Source organism: Streptomyces sp. NPDC058045 (assembly GCF_042885635.1).
In the GTDB taxonomy this organism is placed as follows: domain Bacteria; phylum Actinomycetota; class Actinomycetes; order Streptomycetales; family Streptomycetaceae; genus Streptomyces.
The window spans coordinates 12,838-29,826 of the sequence record NZ_JBHVRR010000008.1 but is presented as its reverse complement, the minus strand read 5'-3'; the positions used below and the strand labels follow the sequence as shown (position 1 = coordinate 29,826).

21 protein-coding genes are annotated in these 16,989 nt (G+C 70.3%); all 21 read left to right on the top strand.

Annotated elements, in window-relative coordinates:
- The first annotated feature begins 4 nt into the window (after positions 1–4).
- The 21 genes from ACFVST_RS07395 to ACFVST_RS07295 all read left to right on the top strand — a co-directional run bounded on the left by ACFVST_RS07395 (position 5) and on the right by ACFVST_RS07295 (position 16,985).
- Positions 5–661 (top strand): hypothetical protein, encoded by a 657-nt coding sequence (locus ACFVST_RS07395; RefSeq protein ID WP_390147789.1) that lies wholly within the window; start codon positions 5–7, stop codon positions 659–661.
- A gap of 79 nt (positions 662–740) precedes the next feature.
- The gene (locus ACFVST_RS07390; protein ID WP_390147788.1) at positions 741–953 is read left to right on the top strand and encodes a hypothetical protein; all 213 of its coding nucleotides are present in this window, start codon (positions 741–743) and stop codon (positions 951–953) included.
- Complete coding sequence (locus ACFVST_RS07385; RefSeq protein ID WP_390147786.1) at positions 950–1,513, top strand: DeoR family transcriptional regulator; 564 nt, start codon at positions 950–952, stop codon at positions 1,511–1,513. The genes ACFVST_RS07390 and ACFVST_RS07385 overlap by 4 nt, the downstream gene beginning before the upstream one ends.
- A 207-nt stretch (positions 1,514–1,720) precedes the next feature.
- On the top strand, positions 1,721–2,050 hold the full coding sequence (locus ACFVST_RS07380; RefSeq protein WP_390147784.1) for a helix-turn-helix domain-containing protein: 330 nt from the start codon (positions 1,721–1,723) through the stop codon (positions 2,048–2,050).
- 87 nt (positions 2,051–2,137) lie between these two features.
- A complete protein-coding gene (locus ACFVST_RS07375; protein WP_390147782.1) occupies positions 2,138–2,533 on the top strand; it encodes an HNH endonuclease in 396 nt (131 codons plus the stop codon).
- 21 nt (positions 2,534–2,554) lie between these two features.
- Entirely contained in the window at positions 2,555–2,794 is a 240-nt protein-coding gene (locus ACFVST_RS07370; protein WP_390147780.1) for a hypothetical protein, read from the top strand.
- Between the two features lie 69 nt (positions 2,795–2,863).
- A complete protein-coding gene (locus ACFVST_RS07365; protein ID WP_390147779.1) occupies positions 2,864–3,319 on the top strand; it encodes a phage terminase small subunit P27 family in 456 nt (151 codons plus the stop codon).
- Complete coding sequence (locus tag ACFVST_RS07360) at positions 3,288–5,057, top strand: terminase large subunit (RefSeq protein ID WP_390147777.1); 1,770 nt, start codon at positions 3,288–3,290, stop codon at positions 5,055–5,057. The genes ACFVST_RS07365 and ACFVST_RS07360 overlap by 32 nt, the downstream gene beginning before the upstream one ends.
- 81 nt (positions 5,058–5,138) lie before the next feature.
- On the top strand, positions 5,139–6,416 hold the full coding sequence (locus ACFVST_RS07355; protein WP_390147775.1) for a phage portal protein: 1,278 nt from the start codon (positions 5,139–5,141) through the stop codon (positions 6,414–6,416).
- Entirely contained in the window at positions 6,413–7,111 is a 699-nt protein-coding gene (locus tag ACFVST_RS07350; protein ID WP_390147773.1) for a hypothetical protein, read from the top strand. Before ACFVST_RS07355 ends, ACFVST_RS07350 begins: the two co-directional genes overlap by 4 nt.
- Before the next feature lie 2 nt (positions 7,112–7,113).
- On the top strand, positions 7,114–7,902 hold the full coding sequence (locus ACFVST_RS07345) for an HK97 family phage prohead protease (RefSeq protein WP_390147771.1): 789 nt from the start codon (positions 7,114–7,116) through the stop codon (positions 7,900–7,902).
- 11 nt (positions 7,903–7,913) lie between these two features.
- A complete protein-coding gene (locus ACFVST_RS07340; RefSeq protein ID WP_390147769.1) occupies positions 7,914–9,179 on the top strand; it encodes a phage major capsid protein in 1,266 nt (421 codons plus the stop codon).
- Between the two features lie 11 nt (positions 9,180–9,190).
- A complete protein-coding gene (locus tag ACFVST_RS07335; protein WP_390147767.1) occupies positions 9,191–9,535 on the top strand; it encodes a hypothetical protein in 345 nt (114 codons plus the stop codon).
- On the top strand, positions 9,522–10,067 hold the full coding sequence (locus ACFVST_RS07330) for a mobile element protein (RefSeq protein WP_390147765.1): 546 nt from the start codon (positions 9,522–9,524) through the stop codon (positions 10,065–10,067). The genes ACFVST_RS07335 and ACFVST_RS07330 overlap by 14 nt, the downstream gene beginning before the upstream one ends.
- Complete coding sequence (locus ACFVST_RS07325; RefSeq protein ID WP_390147763.1) at positions 10,064–10,405, top strand: hypothetical protein; 342 nt, start codon at positions 10,064–10,066, stop codon at positions 10,403–10,405. Before ACFVST_RS07330 ends, ACFVST_RS07325 begins: the two co-directional genes overlap by 4 nt.
- Positions 10,405–10,707: a hypothetical protein gene (locus ACFVST_RS07320; protein WP_390147761.1), complete on the top strand. Its 303-nt coding sequence runs from the start codon at positions 10,405–10,407 to the stop codon at positions 10,705–10,707. Before ACFVST_RS07325 ends, ACFVST_RS07320 begins: the two co-directional genes overlap by 1 nt.
- Positions 10,707–11,090: a hypothetical protein gene (locus ACFVST_RS07315; protein ID WP_390147759.1), complete on the top strand. Its 384-nt coding sequence runs from the start codon at positions 10,707–10,709 to the stop codon at positions 11,088–11,090. The genes ACFVST_RS07320 and ACFVST_RS07315 overlap by 1 nt, the downstream gene beginning before the upstream one ends.
- Positions 11,091–11,154: 64 nt before the next feature.
- A complete protein-coding gene (locus tag ACFVST_RS07310; protein WP_390147758.1) occupies positions 11,155–11,826 on the top strand; it encodes a phage tail protein in 672 nt (223 codons plus the stop codon).
- A 98-nt stretch (positions 11,827–11,924) separates the two neighbouring features.
- The gene (locus tag ACFVST_RS07305) at positions 11,925–12,248 is read left to right on the top strand and encodes a hypothetical protein (RefSeq protein WP_390147756.1); all 324 of its coding nucleotides are present in this window, start codon (positions 11,925–11,927) and stop codon (positions 12,246–12,248) included.
- 116 nt (positions 12,249–12,364) lie between these two features.
- Positions 12,365–12,667, top strand: coding sequence for a hypothetical protein (locus ACFVST_RS07300; protein ID WP_390147755.1), 303 nt, complete (start codon positions 12,365–12,367; stop codon positions 12,665–12,667).
- A gap of 4 nt (positions 12,668–12,671) precedes the next feature.
- Positions 12,672–16,985: a phage tail tape measure protein gene (locus ACFVST_RS07295; protein ID WP_390147754.1), complete on the top strand. Its 4,314-nt coding sequence runs from the start codon at positions 12,672–12,674 to the stop codon at positions 16,983–16,985.
- Positions 16,986–16,989 lie beyond the last annotated feature (4 nt).

Sequence of the window (16,989 nt, the reverse complement as noted above, 5' to 3'; positions counted from 1 at the left end):
CCACATGAACACCTGCGGCCTGTGCGAGCACCACGAGACCGAGGGCTACCTGTGCCCCGGCTGCACCCTCGCCACCGCCCACCGCCTCGACTCAGCACCCCGCTGGCACGAGGCGCTCGGCGCTTTCCTTCAGCCCGCCCCGGCGCCCCTCGGCGGGGCGGGCCGCGGCGGGCGCGCCGAGGCGTCCCTGCCCGTGACCGAACCGGTCCTCACCCTCCGCGGCCCGGGCGGCATCGTCGGCGTCCTCGAGGACTGGCGGGCCGCCATGCAAGCCGACCGCGGATGGGACACCCCGGTCATCACCGGCACCATCGGCCGACGCATCACCACCGCCGCCCGCGCCCTGTCCATCAACCTCGATTGGATCACCGCGAGTTGGCCAGCCGCGGGCGCGATGGCCGAAGAGATCCGCGGCCTGGAGCGCGACGTCCGCTCCATCATCATCCCCACCGACCCGGCCGACCGGCCCGTCCGCACGGGCCTGTGCCCGGCCTCCACCGCCGACGGCACCCTGTGCGGCGCAGTGCTGCTCCGCTACCCCAGCACGTCCACCATCACCTGCCGCTGGTGCGGCGCCACCTGGCCGCCCACCCGGCTCCTCCAACTCGCCCGCGCACAACAGGAACTGTCCGAGTCTCACGCGCTGGCCACAACCGAATAGGCCCGAAAAGCGGGCACCCCCAGCCAGCCGACGCAACCGGCTGCCAGGGGCCACCACTTGATCAGAGGAATACAGCCTCATGACCCAGCCGAACCCTACCCGGCACCTGATCGCCGCCGGCATCGTGCGCCGCACCCCCACCAACGCCGCCGTCGCGCAACGACTCCGTGTCGCGCGCCTCCTCGCCCAGTGCCACACCGACTACACCGCCGCCGCCACACGCCGGGCCCACCAGGACCACCGAGACGACATCCACCCGTGCACCACCACGAGCAAGCGGAGTGCCCTGTGAGCGTGCTGTCCATCGAGGTCCGGCGCATCATCGTCGCCCACCTCACCGACCTCCACATGAGCACAGCAGACATCGCTGCTGAGCTGGGGGTTTCCCGCGAGACCGTGCGCAGAGACCTCCTCGCCCGCCCCACGGCTACCGAGGAGGACCCCGCCCCGGACGAGGCACCCGGTGAGGCAGACACGCCGCCTGATCCGGCGCCCCGTGCGGCACCCTGGTTGCGGACCGGCCCCGAAGGATTGACACTCACCCCCACCGACCAGCTCGGCCAAGACATCCGCACGATCGAGTCCGCCACGGGGCAACCCGCCGAGGAGATCGTCCCCCACCTCGTCCGCCAGCACGCCGCCCACATCCTGGCCCGCTGGAGCGCCAAGACCACGGGCACCATGGAGACATGCACCAGCCCGTCATCGTCGACATCTACGCCGCACAGGCCGCCACCGGAGTCCCCCCAGCCACACTCCGGTCATGGCTCCGGCGAGGCGTACTCACGCACCACGGCTACGACCAGTCCGGCCGCGCTCTCATCGACCTCGATGAACTCCACAACCACCTGACAGCCAGGGCGGCTTGACCCGCGATCTGACCTGCTGCAACACTCAAGGCACGTCCGGCGTGCCCGGACACACCAGACGCACGACGACGCCTCCGTTACGGTTCCCCGGCGGGGGCGTCCTCGTGTCCACCGCCTGCCCCTGATCCGGGCAGGAAGGAAGCCCCGATGTCTCCAGGCATCGGGGCTTCCGCCATTCCTGGAGACGCACATGGCAAAGCAACCAATCAAGCTGGGACAGGCCGGGCGGAACGTGGCCGTCAAGGTGAAGCTCCTACGAGAAACCCAGAGGCTGACAAAGAAACAGCTCTCCGACCGTGTAAGCGAACTCGGACGCCCCATCCCGCCTCTGGGAATCGCCAAGATCGAGTCAGGCGGGCGCAGAGTTGACGCCGATGATCTCGTGGCCCTGGCCGTCGCACTGAACGTGCGCCCGGCCGCGATGCTGGAGGACCCGGCTTGCGTGGTGTGCTTCGGCGTCGTGTGCAACGGGTTTACGTGCAACAACTGTGGCGCCACACGAGACACCCCCACCTCCTGACCCCGAGCCTCCTGCCCGCTCCCCACCCCAGAGCACGTCCCCCTCCACCCCGGGCACCCCGGGTACCCCCCCGGGAGGTCCCCCCCCATGCCCAGCCGGCCCCCCTCCCGGTGCACCGACCCCCAGTGCCACGCATTCGCCACCCGGCGTGGACGCTGCGACGCCCACCAGCCCATCCCGTGGGCAGGCCGCGACGACAAGGCGAACAGGTACGGCATCAGCTCCGGACGCTGGCGCACCCTGAAGCGCCGAGTCACCGAGCGGGACAACGGCTGCTGCTACCGATGCGGCACCGAGCAACCCGACCCCGACGACGATCCCGACGGCGAGCACGGCCACCAGCTCGACCACATCACGCCGATCTTCGAAGGCGGAGCAGCCGAAGACCTCGACAACCTCGGCTTGATCTGCGAGCCGTGCCACCTGATCAAGTCCAAGGCCGAGGCCGCACGGGCCAACAGAGCACGGCGCAGGGCCCGCTGAGAGATACGGAGGCTCACCCCCATGTACAAACCCGTCATCAGTGACCTGGACATCGCCATCCATCGGGCTATCGACACCCGCAGCAAGAACCTCGCCAGGGCGCGGCAGCGTGTCTACGAAGGCCAAGCCGAGGTTGCCGAAGCCCTCGCTCAGTACGCCGCAGCACATGGCCGGCTCAACGAGGCCATCACCGATCTGAACCGGGCGATCCACGCGCCCATCCTCTTCCCGGGGGTAGGGGAGTCCGGATTTCCGGATTGATCGCCTGGGGACCCGGCGCCGTCAGCTCGGCGCACGGCTGCACCGAATCGGCGACAGGGGGTCTAGACCATGGGACGCACTGCTCAGCCTGCCGCCCTGAAGTTGATCAAGGGCCGTGCGCCGGGGAAGGACTCCGCTGGCCGTGAGGTGAACACCGGGCCGGCGTTCAAGCGGCTCCCGCCGGAGGCGCCGTCGTGGCTGACGGACGAGGCGCGCGCGGAGTGGGACCGGGTGGTCCCGGGGCTGTCCCGCCTCGACCTGCTCAAGCCGGAGGACCGGGCCGCGCTCGCCTCGTACTGCGAGGCGTGGGCGACGTTCCGTGAGGCAACGGAGACCGTGCAGCGTGAGGGGCTGACGATCGAGGCGAAGCAAGGCACTCTCGCTCACCCCGCGGTCGGTATCGCGCGCAACGCGGGGCGTGAGCTGCGGTCGTGGGCGGGGCATTTCGGCCTGACGCCCTCGACGGAGCAGCAGTTGGCGAGGGGGTCGGAGAATGAGCCGGACCCCGACAACCCGTTCGCCTGACCCGACGCCCGAGGCGTACCAGGATGCCGAGCTACTGGCCCGGCTGAAGATCAGCCCGGAAGTGGCTTGGTATCTGGCGGAGCGTGGGATCCCTCTGCCGGACTGTCCGCCGCTGGTGAAGACGCCGGAGCCGCGCGAGGAGCCGGGCGCCATGTTCGACGCGCTCGGCGTCGACCGCGTCTTGCGCGCGTTCGACCAACTGCGGCACACACAGGGCGCGTTGGCCGGTCAGCCACTGCGCCCGGATCCGTGGCAGGTCGCCTACATCGTGGGGCCAATCTTCGGGTGGGTGCACTGGGACGACGACGCCGACATGTACGTGCGGATCATCCGCGAGGCATACGTCGACGTGCCGCGCAAGAACGGCAAGACCACTTTGGCCGGCGGTATCGCGCTGTACATGATGGCGGCGGACGGGGAGCCCGGCGCCCAGGTCATCACCGCGGCCGTGACCAAGGAACAGGCCGGCTTGTTGTTCAAGCCTGTCCGGGCGATCGTGGAGAAGTCCCCGGCGCTGAACCGGGTGATGCAGCCGTTTGCATCGGTGATCCTGCACCCGAAGACGGACAGCTACTTCAAGCCGGTGTCGTCCCTCGCGGGCGCGCAGCACGGTCTGAACCTGCACGCGGGCATCGTGGACGAGCTGCACGAGCACAAGTCCCCCGAGCTGGTGGAGACGATCGAGTCAGGTACGGGTTCGCGCCGTCAGCCTCTGATCTTCATCATCACGACCGCGGACGCGGGGAAGAAGGAGTCCGTTTACGGCCGTAAGAGGGAGCGCATCGAGCAGCTGGCGCGCGGCGCGTACTCGGCGCCGGCGGTGTACGGCGTGGTGTTCGCCGCGGAGTCGACCGACGACCCGTTCGCCGAGTCGACGTGGAAGAAGGCGAACCCCGGCTACGGCGTCTCGCCGACGCGGGCGTACCTGCGGACGGCGGCCGACAAGGCGAAGCAATCGCCGGCCGAACTGGCCTCGTTCCTGCGGCTGCACTGCGGGATCCGGACGAAGCAGACAACGAAGTACCTGACGCTGGAGTCCTGGACGGCGAACGGCGCCATGGTCGACGAGGTGAAGCTGAGGGGCCGTGAGGCGTATGGCGGCCTGGACCTCGGCGCCGTGTCCGACCTGAACGCGTTGGTGTGGCTGTTCCCGGACGACACGGACGAGTCCTATGACCTGCTCGTGAGGTTCTGGACGCCGGAGGAGAACATCCGGGACCTGGACCGGCGGACGGCCGGGTCCGCGTCGGTGTGGGTGCGTGAGGGCTGGCTGAAGACGACGCCGGGGAACGTCACGGACTACACGGTGATTGGCGCTCAGATCCGGAAGGACCTGGACAGCTATGACGTGCGGTCGTTGGGGTTCGACCGCTGGTCGTCGACGCAGCTCACGAACGATCTGGAGGGCGAGAAGGCGCCCATGGTCGGTGTCGGGCAGGGCTACAAGTCGATGTCGCCCGCGTTGAAGGCCGTGAAGCGGCTGTTGCTCCAGGGCGAGCGGCAGGTGGCCGAGGGCGGGCGGCCGGTGCTGCGTCATGGCGGGAATCCGGTCATGGCGTGGATGGTCGACAACCTCGCGGTGGCGATGGACACGGCCGGGAACGTGAAGCCGGACAAGTCCCATGGCGGCGACAAGATCGACGGCGTGTCTGCCCTGTGTGACGCCATGTCCGAGGTCCTGGCCCGCCCGCCCGTGCGCCGCTCCGCCTACGAGGACACCGATTTCGAAGCGATCTGAGAAGGGGGTGGGCCCATGCGGTGGTGGCCGCGCCGAAAGACTCCTGCCTCCGGGCAGGTCATCACGCAGGACGGCGTGCCCGTGCTCGCCAAGGCCGCCGAGGGCTTTCAGGACCTGTCGCAGCTCGGCGCGCACCTGGCGGCGAACGGGATCCGCGTGGTGGACCCGGGGGTGCCGCTGTCGGTCTACGCCGACACCGCGGCGGCTGGCCAGGTGTGGGAGACGCAACCCAGCGTGCGGAAGGTGGTCGACTACATCGCCCGCCAGTTGTGCACGATCCCGTGGCACGTGTACGAGCGCGTCTCGGATGTGGACCGGCGGCGTGTGACGGATCATCCGCTGGCGCGCCTGCTGTCGCAGCCCGCGCCGCACCGGTCGCCGGCGCGGCTGTGGCATTCGGTGCTGGTGGACTGGCTGATCTACGACCGGTGGTGCTTGCAGGTCATCAGGAACGCGGACACTTCTTCCGAGTTCGAGCTGCGGCGCAAGCCATCCCGCCGGTTCCACATCCTGGCCGACGAGGACGACGAGCCGCAGGCCCTGTACCTGATCTCCGCCAAGGGACCGGCCGAGGTCGTGCCGCTGCCCGCGCCGTTCCTGTACGACCACGGGTACGCGACGGTCGGCGCGGACGGCACGTCGCCGATGGACACGTTGCGGCAGATCCTCGCCGAGCAGGCCGAGGCCGTCGAGTGGCGCCGCCAGGTGTGGCGCAACGGAGCCCGCGTACCCACGGTCATCGAGCGGCCGGCCGACGCGCCGCAGTGGTCAGCCACCGCGAAGGCCCGCTTCCTGGCCGCGTTCAACGCCTTCATCGGCAGGGCAGGCCAGGCCGGCGGGACGCCGATCCTGGAAGACGGCATGAAGCTCGTCACCGTCAACTCCTTCAACCCGAAGGAGACCCAGGACATCGAGGGACGCAAGCTGACGGACGCCGAGGTCGCCTCGGCGTACCACATCGCGCCCGAGCTGGTCGGCGCCAGGGAAGGGACGTTCAGCAACATCGACGCCTTCCGCCAGATGCTGTTCACCATCTCCCTGGGCCCCTACGTGACGCAGTGGCAGGACGTCTTGAACTCCATGCTGGTGCCGCTGCTCGCCCCCGGCTCGAACCTCTACATCGAGGCCAACCTCGAAGCGAAGCTGCGCGGCTCGTTCACGGAGCAGGCTGCGCTGCTTCAGACCGCGGTCGGTGCGCCGTACATGCTGCGCTCCGAGGCGCGCACCGTGCAGAACCTGCCGCATGTGGACGGCACGGACGAGCTGGTGACGCCGCTCAACGTCACGATCGGCGGCCTGGCGTCGCCGCGGGACACGGCCCCGGAGGCACTCCCAAAAGGTCAGGGCCGCCCCGCGTGAAGTCGGCGCGGCCTGATGATCTGGGCACCTACGAGGCCGAGCGCGACGCGTTCGCGGGAGCCCTGACCGTATGGGCTCAGCGGCAGGCGGACGGGCTGTTGGAGCGCGCGGACGCCAAGGCGGACGGGCCGCCCGACTTCTACGACCTGTGGGCCGCTCAATCCCCCGAGCGTCAGGCGCAGTTGGCCGCGCTCATCGCCGGGCACGGGTTCCGCCTGGCGCAGGTCGGCGCCTGGTCCGTCCTCGGCGTCTGGAACCCCGAGGCGGACGGGTGGGACCCGGCGGTGATGGAGGCGTGGTTGGCGAAGGCCGCCGCCTCGCACGCCGGCGCCTACGAGCAGGCCGCCTACACCGCGGCGACCGCGGCCGTGCGCGATGACGGCGACTGGCGCGACAACCTTCGGGCCGGCCTGGCGTCCTGGGTGACGGCGGCCGGGCTGCGCGCGGTGACCGCGGCGACCGAGGCCCGCTCGTTCGGATCGCACGACGCGGCCGGGGCCTCCGGCCTGACCCACAAGGTGTGGCGGACGGGCGGGAAGAACCCGCGCGCCTCGCACGTGCGCATGAACGGCGAGTCAGTCGAGCTGGGCCAGACCTTCAGCAACCGGCTGCGCTGGCCCGGCGACGCGAACGGTGACGCGGACGAGACAGCCGGCTGCCGCTGCCGCCTGGACTACACACGAGAGGGGGGCTGACCGTGCCCCGCACCAAGGAAGCACAGGCCCGGATCAAGGCGGCCGGCCCCGACGACGGACTCCAGGACGGCCAATTCCGGGCCGTCGTCAGCGTGTTCGGCAACGAGGACAGCATGGGCGACGTCATCGCCCCGGGCGCGTTCGCCCAAGTCCTCGCCGAGTGGAAAGCCAGCGGCGACCCCATCCCGGTCGTCTGGTCGCACAAGTGGGCGGACCCGTTCGCCCACATCGGCAGCGTCCTGGAGGCCACCGAGACGCCCGACGGCCTGGAGGTCCTCGCGCAGATCGAGGACATGGACACGAACCCGACCGCGAAGCATGTCCACGGGCTGCTGAAGGGCCGCCGCATCAAGCAGTTCAGCTTTGCCTACGACGTCGGTGAGGGCGGGTGGGTCGACACCGACGACACCGCGAACCACCCGTGGGGCGAGTTCTACGAGATCAAGCGCTTCAGCCGGCTGTACGAGGTCGGCCCGTGTCTGGTCGGCGCGAACCAGGAAACCGAACTTCTCGCCGCCAAGGCCGCCGACATCGCCCGCGGGGTGAAGGAAGGCCGCGTGCTGGCGGGCGCCCACTACGACCGTCTCGTGTCGGCGCACGCCGCGATCGGCGACGTCCTCGCCGCAGCCGAACCGCAGAAGCTTTCCCGGCCCTCGGGCCGGGCTACTCCCGATGAGTCCGGCCGCCGGCCGGTCGAGCCGACCGCCGCCGCCCCCGAGGCGCCCGCGAAGTCGTCCGGCCCGTCGCCCGCCCAGGTGCTCGCACGGGCAACCATCCGCAAGTACCTGTAAGGAGAACCCCAATGCCCACCCTGCGCGAGCAGTACAAGGCCGCCGTCGACCGTCTCGCCGAGCTGGCGAAGACCGCCCAGGACGAGGACCGCGACTTCACCGAGGACGAGGTCACCGAGGTGACCGAGCTGTCGGCCAAGGCCGATGAGCTGGACGCCAAGGTGAAGGCCGCGGACGCCGCCCAGGCCGCCGCCGCCAAGCACGCCGGCCGGACCGCGCCTCCGGCCTCGCTCCAGGTGAAGGACCGCCAGGAGGACGGCGACGTCGGCACCTTCGGCGAGCGGTTCGTGAAGTCGAACCTGTACGCCGAGTTCCGCAAGGCGCACCCGACCGGCCTCGGCCAGGGGTCCGCCGTCGACATCGGCCGCGTCAAGGTCGGCTCGATGAAGGAGTGGCTGTCCGGCCGCAAGGCCACCGAAGCGCCGCTTCAGGTCGCGCTCGGCCACGTCGCCCCGGTCCGGATGCCGATGGTCGACCAGGTCGACCGCGACAACCTGACCATCCTCGACCTGATCAGCCGCGGTCAGGCGTCCGGCCCGTTCGAATACCTCCAGGTCACCGGCGTGACCCGCAACGCGGCGATCGTCCCGGACGAGATCCTGCCGGGCGACGCCAACGTGAAGCCCACCAGCACGATCCAGACCGAGCTGGCCGACGCCAAGCCGTACACCTACGCGGACGGCTACGACGTCACCAACGCACTCCTGTCCGACGCTCCGGCGCTGGCGACCTACATGAACTCCGAGCTGGAGTACAGCCTGGACTCCGTCATCGAGGACAAGCTCCTGAACGGCGCGGGTACCGCGGGTGAGCCGCGCGGCATCCTGAACACGACCGGTGTGCAGGAGCTGACCTACACGCCGGGCGCGAACGCCATGGAGCAGGTCAAGGCGATCCGCAGGGCGATCACCCGCATCACGACCCTGCCCGGCGGCAACGTCACCGCGTGCCTCATGTCCCCCGAGGATGACGAGGCGTGGGACCTGCTCCAGGACACCGCCGACCGGTTCATGGGCCAGGGCCCGTTCGGCCAGGGCCCGAACACGTCCTGGGGCCGGGCGCGCGCCCTGTCGCAGCGGCTCGCCCCGGGAACCGTGATCCTCGGTGACTGGCGGCAGGTCGCTCTCCTCGACGTCGAGGGCCTGTCCATCCTGGCGTTCAACCAGCACAAGGACTACGCGCAGCGGAACCTCGTGTACGTGCGCGCGGAGCTGCGGGCCGAGCAGGTCATTTGGAAGCCGAACCGACTCATCGTCGTCAAGCCGGCCGCGGCCTAGGGGGGCTCACCGTGCCTGAGCACAAGATGATCACTATCGACGGGATCCGCGTGCGGGTGGAGGACGAGGCCCGCTACCGGGCCCGTGTCTCCCCGCCCGCGGGCACGGGCGCGCAGGCCGCCCCGCTCACGAGCGCGCAGGCGGACCCCCGCGTGCAGGACCCCGACGGCTTCAACCCGGCGGACCACACCGTGCTCCAGGTCGTCGCCCACCTGGCGGAGGCCGACGAGGAGGAGACCACCCGGGTCCTCGACGCCGAGGCCGACGGCGAGCGGCGTAAGGGCCTGCTGGAACGCCGCGAGGAGTTCATGCAGGAAGCCCGCACACGGGCGGGCGGCACCGGTGGCCGGGCCTGACCCGTACCTCGCGGACCCGCAGGACTTGGCCGAGCTGCTGCAACTCCCGGTGGATGACGTGCAGATGCTCGCCGCGCTGCGCGCCGCCACCCGCAGGTTCCGCGGCCAGGTCCGCCACCCGGTCAGCCTGGTGACCGATGATCAGGTGTTCCTCGACGGCACCGGTGGGAAGGTCCTGCGCCTGCCCGCCGTGCCGGTCCGTGCCGTGCGCTCCGTCATGGTCGACGGCGTCGAGCTGGAGGGCGTGCGGGTGCGGCGGCAGGCCGGGTTGCTGCTGCACCCGTCCGGCTGCTGGCCCGCCTGGTCCGAGATCACCGTGACCTACGACCACGGCCTCGACCCGGTCCCCGAGGACGTCGCCGAGGTCGTGGTGGACCAGGCCCGCACCATCTACCGGACCGATCCGGCTATCCAGCAGATCACCACCGGTACCGAGTCCGTGTCCTTCGCCGCCACGGCGGCGGTCGGGATCACCGAGCAGTGGCGGGCCGCCGTCGAGGCGCACCGCCTGAACCGGGGTGATGATGCGTGACCCCGCTCGCCAACCCGCTGCGGCGGCACACCGTGACCGTCATCGACCGCGTCCTGGTCGGCGAGGACGACCGCGGCCACGACGTCTACCAAGACGTCGAACGGGACGTGCCCGGCTGCAACATGCAGCCCGTCAGCTCGACCGAGCAGAACGACAACCGCACGCAGGTCGTCACCCGGTGGCGCCTCGCCGGGCCGCGCTCAATGGGGCTGACCGCCCTGTCGAAGGTGCGGTTCCGGGGGGTGCTGTACGAGGTCGACGGCGACCCCGGCGAACACGGCAGCTATGCCGGGATCCTCGACCACACCGAGGCGTTCCTGAAGGTGGTGAGCGGCTGATGGCCATCCGGTTCGAGTTCGACCCGTCGTGCCTGCCCGAGGTCATGCGGTCCGCGCAGGTGCGCGGCGCGCTGCGCCGCAAGGCCGAGGAGATCGTGCCCCGGGCCAAGGCCCTGGCCCGTTCCGAGATCGGGGCCGAGTTCGCCGCCTCCATCACCGTGTCCGAGGAGATCCGGCCCCGCGGCCGGCCGACCGCCAAGGTGACGGCCGACCGGCCCGACGCCGAGGCGCACGAGTACGGCGACAGCAGCACCGAGCGCCGGCGGATCCTCGGCCGCGCCGCACACACCCGGGAGAGCTGATGTGGCCGGACATGGAGCTGGCCGTCATCACGGGCGTGCGGGCCGAGCTGGGCGGGCCGCGTGTCACGGACGAAGTTCCGCCCCGGGTCGAGACCCTGGTGCCGGTCGTCGTCGTCCAGGTCGCCGGCGGCGCGGACTCCCACACCTCCGACACCGTCACCCTCGACGTGGCCGTGTTCGCCGCCGACCGGGCCGCCATGTGGCAACTCGCCGAACGCGCCCGCCACGCGGTGCACGCGCTCGCCGCCACGATGGCCGGCGGCGTCGTCATCGACACCGTCGACACCGTCCAGCGGCCCGTCGAGATCCCCTACGGCAACCCCGCCATCCGCCGCGCGGTCGCCACCTACACCCTCACCACCCGCGCCAGGACCAACGCCTGACACGCGGCAACCATCCCGCCCCCGCCCACGCGCGGGGGCATCGTCACGGAAGGGGGGCCGCACCATGCCGGCCGCTGACTTCACCGAAATCGCGGAGCTGCGCCAAGGGCTGATCCGCAAGGCACTCCGCTACGCCATCTTCGCCGCCGACACGACCGCGGACCTGGTCACCGAGCCGTTCGACACCGCGGGCATCCTCCAAACCCTGCCGGACGGCTACCTCCCGGTCGGCTTCACCACGACCGACGGCGTCACCTTCTCCGGCGACCTGTCCACCTCCGATGTGGAGTCCGGGCAGTCCGCGTCCCCGACCCGGTCGGATGTGGAGACGGACACGGCGACTGCGCAGTGGGTGCCGCAGGAGACGAACGCCGCGGCGGTCGCCCTGTACGAGAACCTGCCGCTGAGCGGTGCGGGCGCGCTGCCCGTGCTCGGGACGGCGACCTGGACGTGGTCGCGGCCGAAGACCCCGCCGACCCGCTACCGGCGCCTGGTCTTCATCGCCGAGGACCTGAACAAGGAGACCGGCAACCCCTTCTACATCGTGAGGCACTTCCCCTCCGCGCTGCGCTCCGGGCGTGAGGACGAGCAGTGGACGCGCACCGCGGAGATCAGCCGCGGCGTGACCTACCAGGCCTACCTGGACGACGCGGCCGGTACGGACTCCACCACCTGGATCGACGGTAAGGGCTGGCGCGACTTCGCCGCCCCGGCGGCGCCGCCTGAGACGCCGTGACGTCGCCCCGCAAACCGGCGCAGCGGCGGCGGGCATCTGGGGGGAGTCCCCCCGCCCCTGCGCCTTCCCCCTCCCTCTCGAAGCGAGACGAGAAGACCGTGAGCAAGCCCAACAAGAAGCGCTACGTGATGCAGCAGGTCCGCGAGCAGTTCAGCGACGCGGTCGGCGGCGAGAACATCGAGGTCGAGCTGAACAACGGTGAGGTTCTGACGTTCCCTCACCCGCTGTTCGCGGACGACGAGTGGTCCACGAAGGTCGATGAGGCCGAGTCCAACCGGGACAAGGCGCACGCGATCCTGGGCCCTGAGCAGTACGACAAGTTCGTGGCCGCCGGCCATCAGGACTCCGACGTCGCGCTGCTGTTCCTGGCCGTGCAGCAGGACATGCAGGGGCAGGTCAAGCGCCGCCCTACTCGGTCCTAGACGTTCTCGGGGACTACCCCGAGGCCGTCGAGGCTGACCTACTGCACCACTACGCGCCACGCGACCCCATCGCCGAGTTCTGGCGGGGGGAGATCAGCCTCCGTCAGCTCCGCGTCATGGTCGAGCATCTGCCGCCGGACGGGGCGTTGGCCCGGAAACTGGCCGGCCACCACTGGCAGCACTCCGATTTCATGCTGGCCGGGCTGGTCGACCTGACGGCCCAGCTCCGCGTCGATTTCGGGAACGCGAACCGGGCCGAGAAGGCGCCGCCGCACGAGTACCCGGAGCCGGTATGGCGGCCGGGCGAGGCCGCGGCGAAGAAGGCCCAGAAGAAGAAGGACCGGCGCGAGCGCGCCGAGGCCCGCACGGGATACATGCGGATCGTCGCCCAGGTGACGCCCGAGCACGCAGAGGGGTGATTACATGCCCCGCGCCGGAGCCGTGTGGGTCGATGTCCTGCCGAATATGTCGGGGTTCGGCCGCAACCTTCACCAGCAGATCGGGGAGCCCGTCATCCGGGCCTCCCGGTCCGCTGGTGAGCAGGGCGGTACCGGCCTGATGCAGGGCATGGCCGGGAAGATGAAGGCCGGCGCTCTGGCCGCCGGTGTCGCCGTCGGCGCGCTGGTCGCCAAGGGCGTCCAGCTCCAGATGGAGAAGGCGCAGGCGTCCGGCAAGATCCAGGCGACCCTTGGCCTGTCCGACAAGGCCGCGGCGAAGGCGGGCAGCGCTGCCGGGCGCCTGTACGCCAACGGCGTCACGGAGTCCATAGACGAGGGTGCCGACGCCGTCCGGCGCATCATGCAGGCCGGCCTCGCCCCATCCGGAGCGACGACCAAGCAGCTCGCCGAGATCGCCACCAAGACACAGGACTTGGCCAGTCTGTTCGAGGTCGACTTGGGGCAGGCCGCCAACGCGGCCGGCCAGGCCGTGAAGACCGGTCTGGCGAAGAACTCGACCGAGGCCCTGGACATCATGACCCGCGGTTTCCAGGTCATGGGCCCGCGCGCCGATGATCTGGCGGACACGTTCAACGAGTACAGCACCGTGGTCAGGTCCCTGGGCTTGGACATGAAGACGTTCACCGGCGTTCTCGCGCAGGGCATGAAGGCCGGCGCCCGGGACACCGACGTAGTCGCGGACGGCTTCAAAGAGTTGCAGATCCGTGCCACCGACGGCAGTACGGCGTCCGCGGAGGCGTTCGAGCTGCTGGGCCTGTCCGCCAAGGGCATGACCGCCCAGTTCTCCAAGGGCGGCAAGTCCGCGGCGGCCGGTGTGCAGACGGTTCTCGACCGGCTGCGGAAGATGCCCCCCGGCGTGGACCGCACCACTGCCGCGGTCGGCCTGTTCGGTACCAAGGCCGAAGACATGGCGGCGGCGCTGTACAGCCTCGATCCGTCCACCGCCACCAAGGAGTTGGGCCGCTTCGGCGGCGCGGCGAAGAAGGCGGGCGACGACCTGAGAAAGGGACCCGGCGCCCAGTTCGAGATCTTCAAGCGCCGGGCCCTTATGGCGATCAGCGATGGCGTCGGGAAATACGCGATGCCCGCGCTGCTCGCCTTCGCTCACGTCCTGACCAGCGACGTCATACCCGTCACCAAGGCCGTCGGCGGCGCGATCGGCGGCACGGTGCGCTGGTTCCGCGAGTGGGGCGTGTGGCTGGCGCCGCTGGCCGTGCTCATCGGCGGTGTGACGCTCGCCCTGTCCGCGCAGGCCATCACCACCGGCCTGGTCGTTGGTGTCATGGGCGCCTACTCGCTGGCAAGCCGCGGCATCGCCGTGGTGACCCGCGGGTGGGCAGCCGCGCAGGCCCTGCTGAACAGCGTGATGGCGCTCAACCCGTTCGTGCTGGCGGCTATCGCTGTGGCGGCCCTCGGCGTCGCCCTGGTCGTCGCCTGGAAGAAGTCGCAGACCTTCCGCGACATCGTCCTCGGCACCTGGGCCGCCATCAAGACCGGCGCGACGTGGCTGTGGACCAACGGTGTGAAGCCGATGGTCGACGGCTTCATGGTCGGCGTGCGGGCCCTGGGCACCGCCGCGTCCTGGCTGTGGGGCACGATCCTCAGCCCGGTGTTCTCCGCCATCTCGATGGCCGCGAAGATCCTGGCCACGCTGCTGGTCGTCGTCGTGTTCGCGCCGATCGCCCTCGGCGTGAAGGCGCTCGGCGCCGTCTTCGGGTGGCTGTGGTCCGCCGCGATCAAGCCCGTGTTCGGGTGGATCGTCGCCGGGGCCAAGCTCTGGTGGACCGGGGTGAAGCTGTACTTCTCGGCGGCCCAGGCCGGGCTGCGCCTGGTCGGCAGCGTCTTCAAGTGGCTGTACACGGCCGCCGTGAAACCCGTGTTCGGGTGGATCGTGGCCGGGGCGAAAGCCTGGTGGGCCGGTGTGCGGGCCGTGTTCTCGGTGGTGCAGGCCGGGCTGCGCGCGGTCGGCGCCGTCTTCAAGTGGCTGTGGACGAACGGCGTGAAGCCAGCGTTCGCCGGGATCAAGTCCGTGATCTCGACGGTCTACCAGTCGGGGATCCGGCCGGTGTTCGACCGGCTGAAGTCGGCGACGCGGTCCGTCTCGGGCGCGTTCGACGTTGCTCGCAAGGGCATCGACAAGGCGTGGTCGAAGGTGTCCGGCATCGCCAAGAAGCCGGTGGAGTTCATCGTCAACACCGTCTACAACCGGGGCATCCGCAAGGTCTGGAACATGGTCGCCAGCAAGTTCGGCGCCCCCACCCTCGGGGAGTTCCGAGGCTTTGCCCGCGGTGGCGTCAACATCCTGCCGGGCCAGTCCACGTACAAGCAGGGCGACGACCAGCTCGTGCCGATGCGCCGCGGTGAGGGTGTCGCTGTGTCCGAGGCGATGCGCGACCCCTACGAGCGGAGCCGGCTGCTGGCCGTCAACAAGGCCGCCATGGCGGGCCGTTCGCTGCGCCCGTTCCAGGGCGGCGACGGCTTCGCCAAGGGCGGCATCTTCGGCTGGATCGGCTCGGCCGCTTCCAAGACCGTTGACTTCGCCAAGTCCGGTGCCGAGTGGCTGAAGGACGGCATTAAGGCGTCGGCCGAGGCCGGGCTGAAAAGCGTGGTACAGCCGCTCATCGCCAGGATCAGCGGCAGCGCGTCCGTGTACAAGGACATGGTCTCCGGCGTCCCGAAGCGCATGATCGAGGAGGTCGTCGGGTTCGGCGGCGAGGCGGACAAGAAGCTGGAGGCGGCCGGGTTCGGCGGCAAGGGTTTCCAGGGCGCCCTGTCCTGGGCGCGCACGCAGAACGGCAAAAAGTACCAGTGGGGCGGCAACGGAAACCCGTCGTGGGACTGCTCCGGGCTCATGAGCGCCATTGAGTCCGTGATCCGGGGTCAGAAGCCGCACCGCCGTTGGGCCACCGGGTCGTTCTCCGGGGCGACCGCGGCGCCCGGCTGGGTCCGCGGCAAGCGCTCCCCGTTCATGATCGGCATTACGAACGCGGGCGTGGGCCACACCGCCGGAACGATCAACGGCGTCAACGTCGAGTCCAGGGGCGGGGACGGCGTGGTCGTCGGCCCGCGCGCCCGCTCGTACAGGGACGGTCTGTTCACCGACCATTACGGTTTCTCCGCGAAGGGCTATGCCGACGGCGGCAAGCCCCGCGCGGGTGAGGTCGCGTGGGTCGGCGAGCAGGGGCCGGAACTGGTCCGCTTCCGTGGCGGCGAGGAGGTCTACAACTCCCCCACGTCCATGCGGATGTGGGAGGGCGTCAACGCCCGTGGTTTCGCCAAGGGCACGAAGGCCGTCAAGGCCCGCAAGGACCTGCCGGGCGACCTGACCAACTTCACCCGGTCCCTGACCGGTTCGGCCTCGGCGATCTCCAAGGCGGCCAGGGAACTGGCGAAGGACCTGCGGGCGACGGGAGGTAGCGGCAGGTCCCTGGCCGCGTCCGTGACCAAGGCGTCCGCCCGGCTCCAGGTCCTGGCCAAGCAGCGCGACACGGTCCACTCGAAGATCAGCGCGGCCAAGGCGGCGGCCTCCGATCAGAAGAAGTCGGCGGCCGACTATCTGGGCCTGTCGAACCTGGGCGAGGCGGCGTCGATCGGGGACGTCATCTCCGGGATGCAGTCCCGGCAGAACAACCTGACGTCGTTCCAGTCGCAGATCGGCGGGTTGGCGAAGCGGGGCCTGGACCAGGACCTGATCAGCCAGCTTGTGGCGATGGGCCCGGACAGCGACATGGCCCGGATGCTGGCCGGCGCGAACAACGGGCAGATCAAGCAGTTGAACGCTCTGGCCAAGTCCGGCAGTTCACTGTCGACCAGCTACGGCCGCAGCATGGCCGACTCGATGTACGACGCCGGGACCATGGCGTCCAAGGGGTTCTTGACCGGGCTCATGGCCGAGGAGAAGTCGATCCAGGCGGCCATGGCGAAGATCGGCGCGGGTGCTGTGAAGGCGATCCGGTCGAAGAAGGGCATCGACGCCCACTCGCCGTCCCGCAAGGGCGCGCAGGCCGGGTCTGATCTCGGGGCGGGGCTGGTCGCGGGGATGGTGGCCGCCGGTCCGTCGATCGAGTCCGCTGCCGCGTCGCTCGGTGCTGCCGCGGTCCCGGCCGGGGTCGTGCCCGTCACGTCCGCCCACTCGGGGCAGGCCGCATCCGGCGGCCTGGACGGGCAGCCGCTGTTCCTGGTCGTGGAGGACGGCACCGTGTTGCGGGCCTACGTCTCCGACCGTGTGGACGACGCCCTGACCGATGTGCGCCGCGCCAAACGGTCCGGCAAGAAATAGAGGA

Bases quoted from the DNA above. Each gene is read 5' to 3' on its own strand.
- ACFVST_RS07295 (WP_390147754.1), top strand. From the start codon at position 12,672: ATGCCCCGCGCCGGAGCCGTGTGGGTCGATGTCCTGCCGAATATGTCG.
- ACFVST_RS07340 (WP_390147769.1), top strand. From the start codon at position 7,914: ATGCCCACCCTGCGCGAGCAGTACAAGGCCGCCGTCGACCGTCTCGCC.
- ACFVST_RS07390 (WP_390147788.1), top strand. From the start codon at position 741: ATGACCCAGCCGAACCCTACCCGGCACCTGATCGCCGCCGGCATCGTG.
- ACFVST_RS07360 (WP_390147777.1), top strand. From the start codon at position 3,288: ATGAGCCGGACCCCGACAACCCGTTCGCCTGACCCGACGCCCGAGGCG.
- ACFVST_RS07365 (WP_390147779.1), top strand. From the start codon at position 2,864: ATGGGACGCACTGCTCAGCCTGCCGCCCTGAAGTTGATCAAGGGCCGT.
- ACFVST_RS07320 (WP_390147761.1), top strand. From the start codon at position 10,405: ATGGCCATCCGGTTCGAGTTCGACCCGTCGTGCCTGCCCGAGGTCATG.
- ACFVST_RS07310 (WP_390147758.1), top strand. From the start codon at position 11,155: ATGCCGGCCGCTGACTTCACCGAAATCGCGGAGCTGCGCCAAGGGCTG.
- ACFVST_RS07315 (WP_390147759.1), top strand. From the start codon at position 10,707: ATGTGGCCGGACATGGAGCTGGCCGTCATCACGGGCGTGCGGGCCGAG.
- ACFVST_RS07375 (WP_390147782.1), top strand. From the start codon at position 2,138: ATGCCCAGCCGGCCCCCCTCCCGGTGCACCGACCCCCAGTGCCACGCA.
- ACFVST_RS07380 (WP_390147784.1), top strand. From the start codon at position 1,721: ATGGCAAAGCAACCAATCAAGCTGGGACAGGCCGGGCGGAACGTGGCC.
- ACFVST_RS07370 (WP_390147780.1), top strand. From the start codon at position 2,555: ATGTACAAACCCGTCATCAGTGACCTGGACATCGCCATCCATCGGGCT.
- ACFVST_RS07300 (WP_390147755.1), top strand. From the start codon at position 12,365: ATGGTCGAGCATCTGCCGCCGGACGGGGCGTTGGCCCGGAAACTGGCC.
- ACFVST_RS07395 (WP_390147789.1), top strand. From the start codon at position 5: ATGAACACCTGCGGCCTGTGCGAGCACCACGAGACCGAGGGCTACCTG.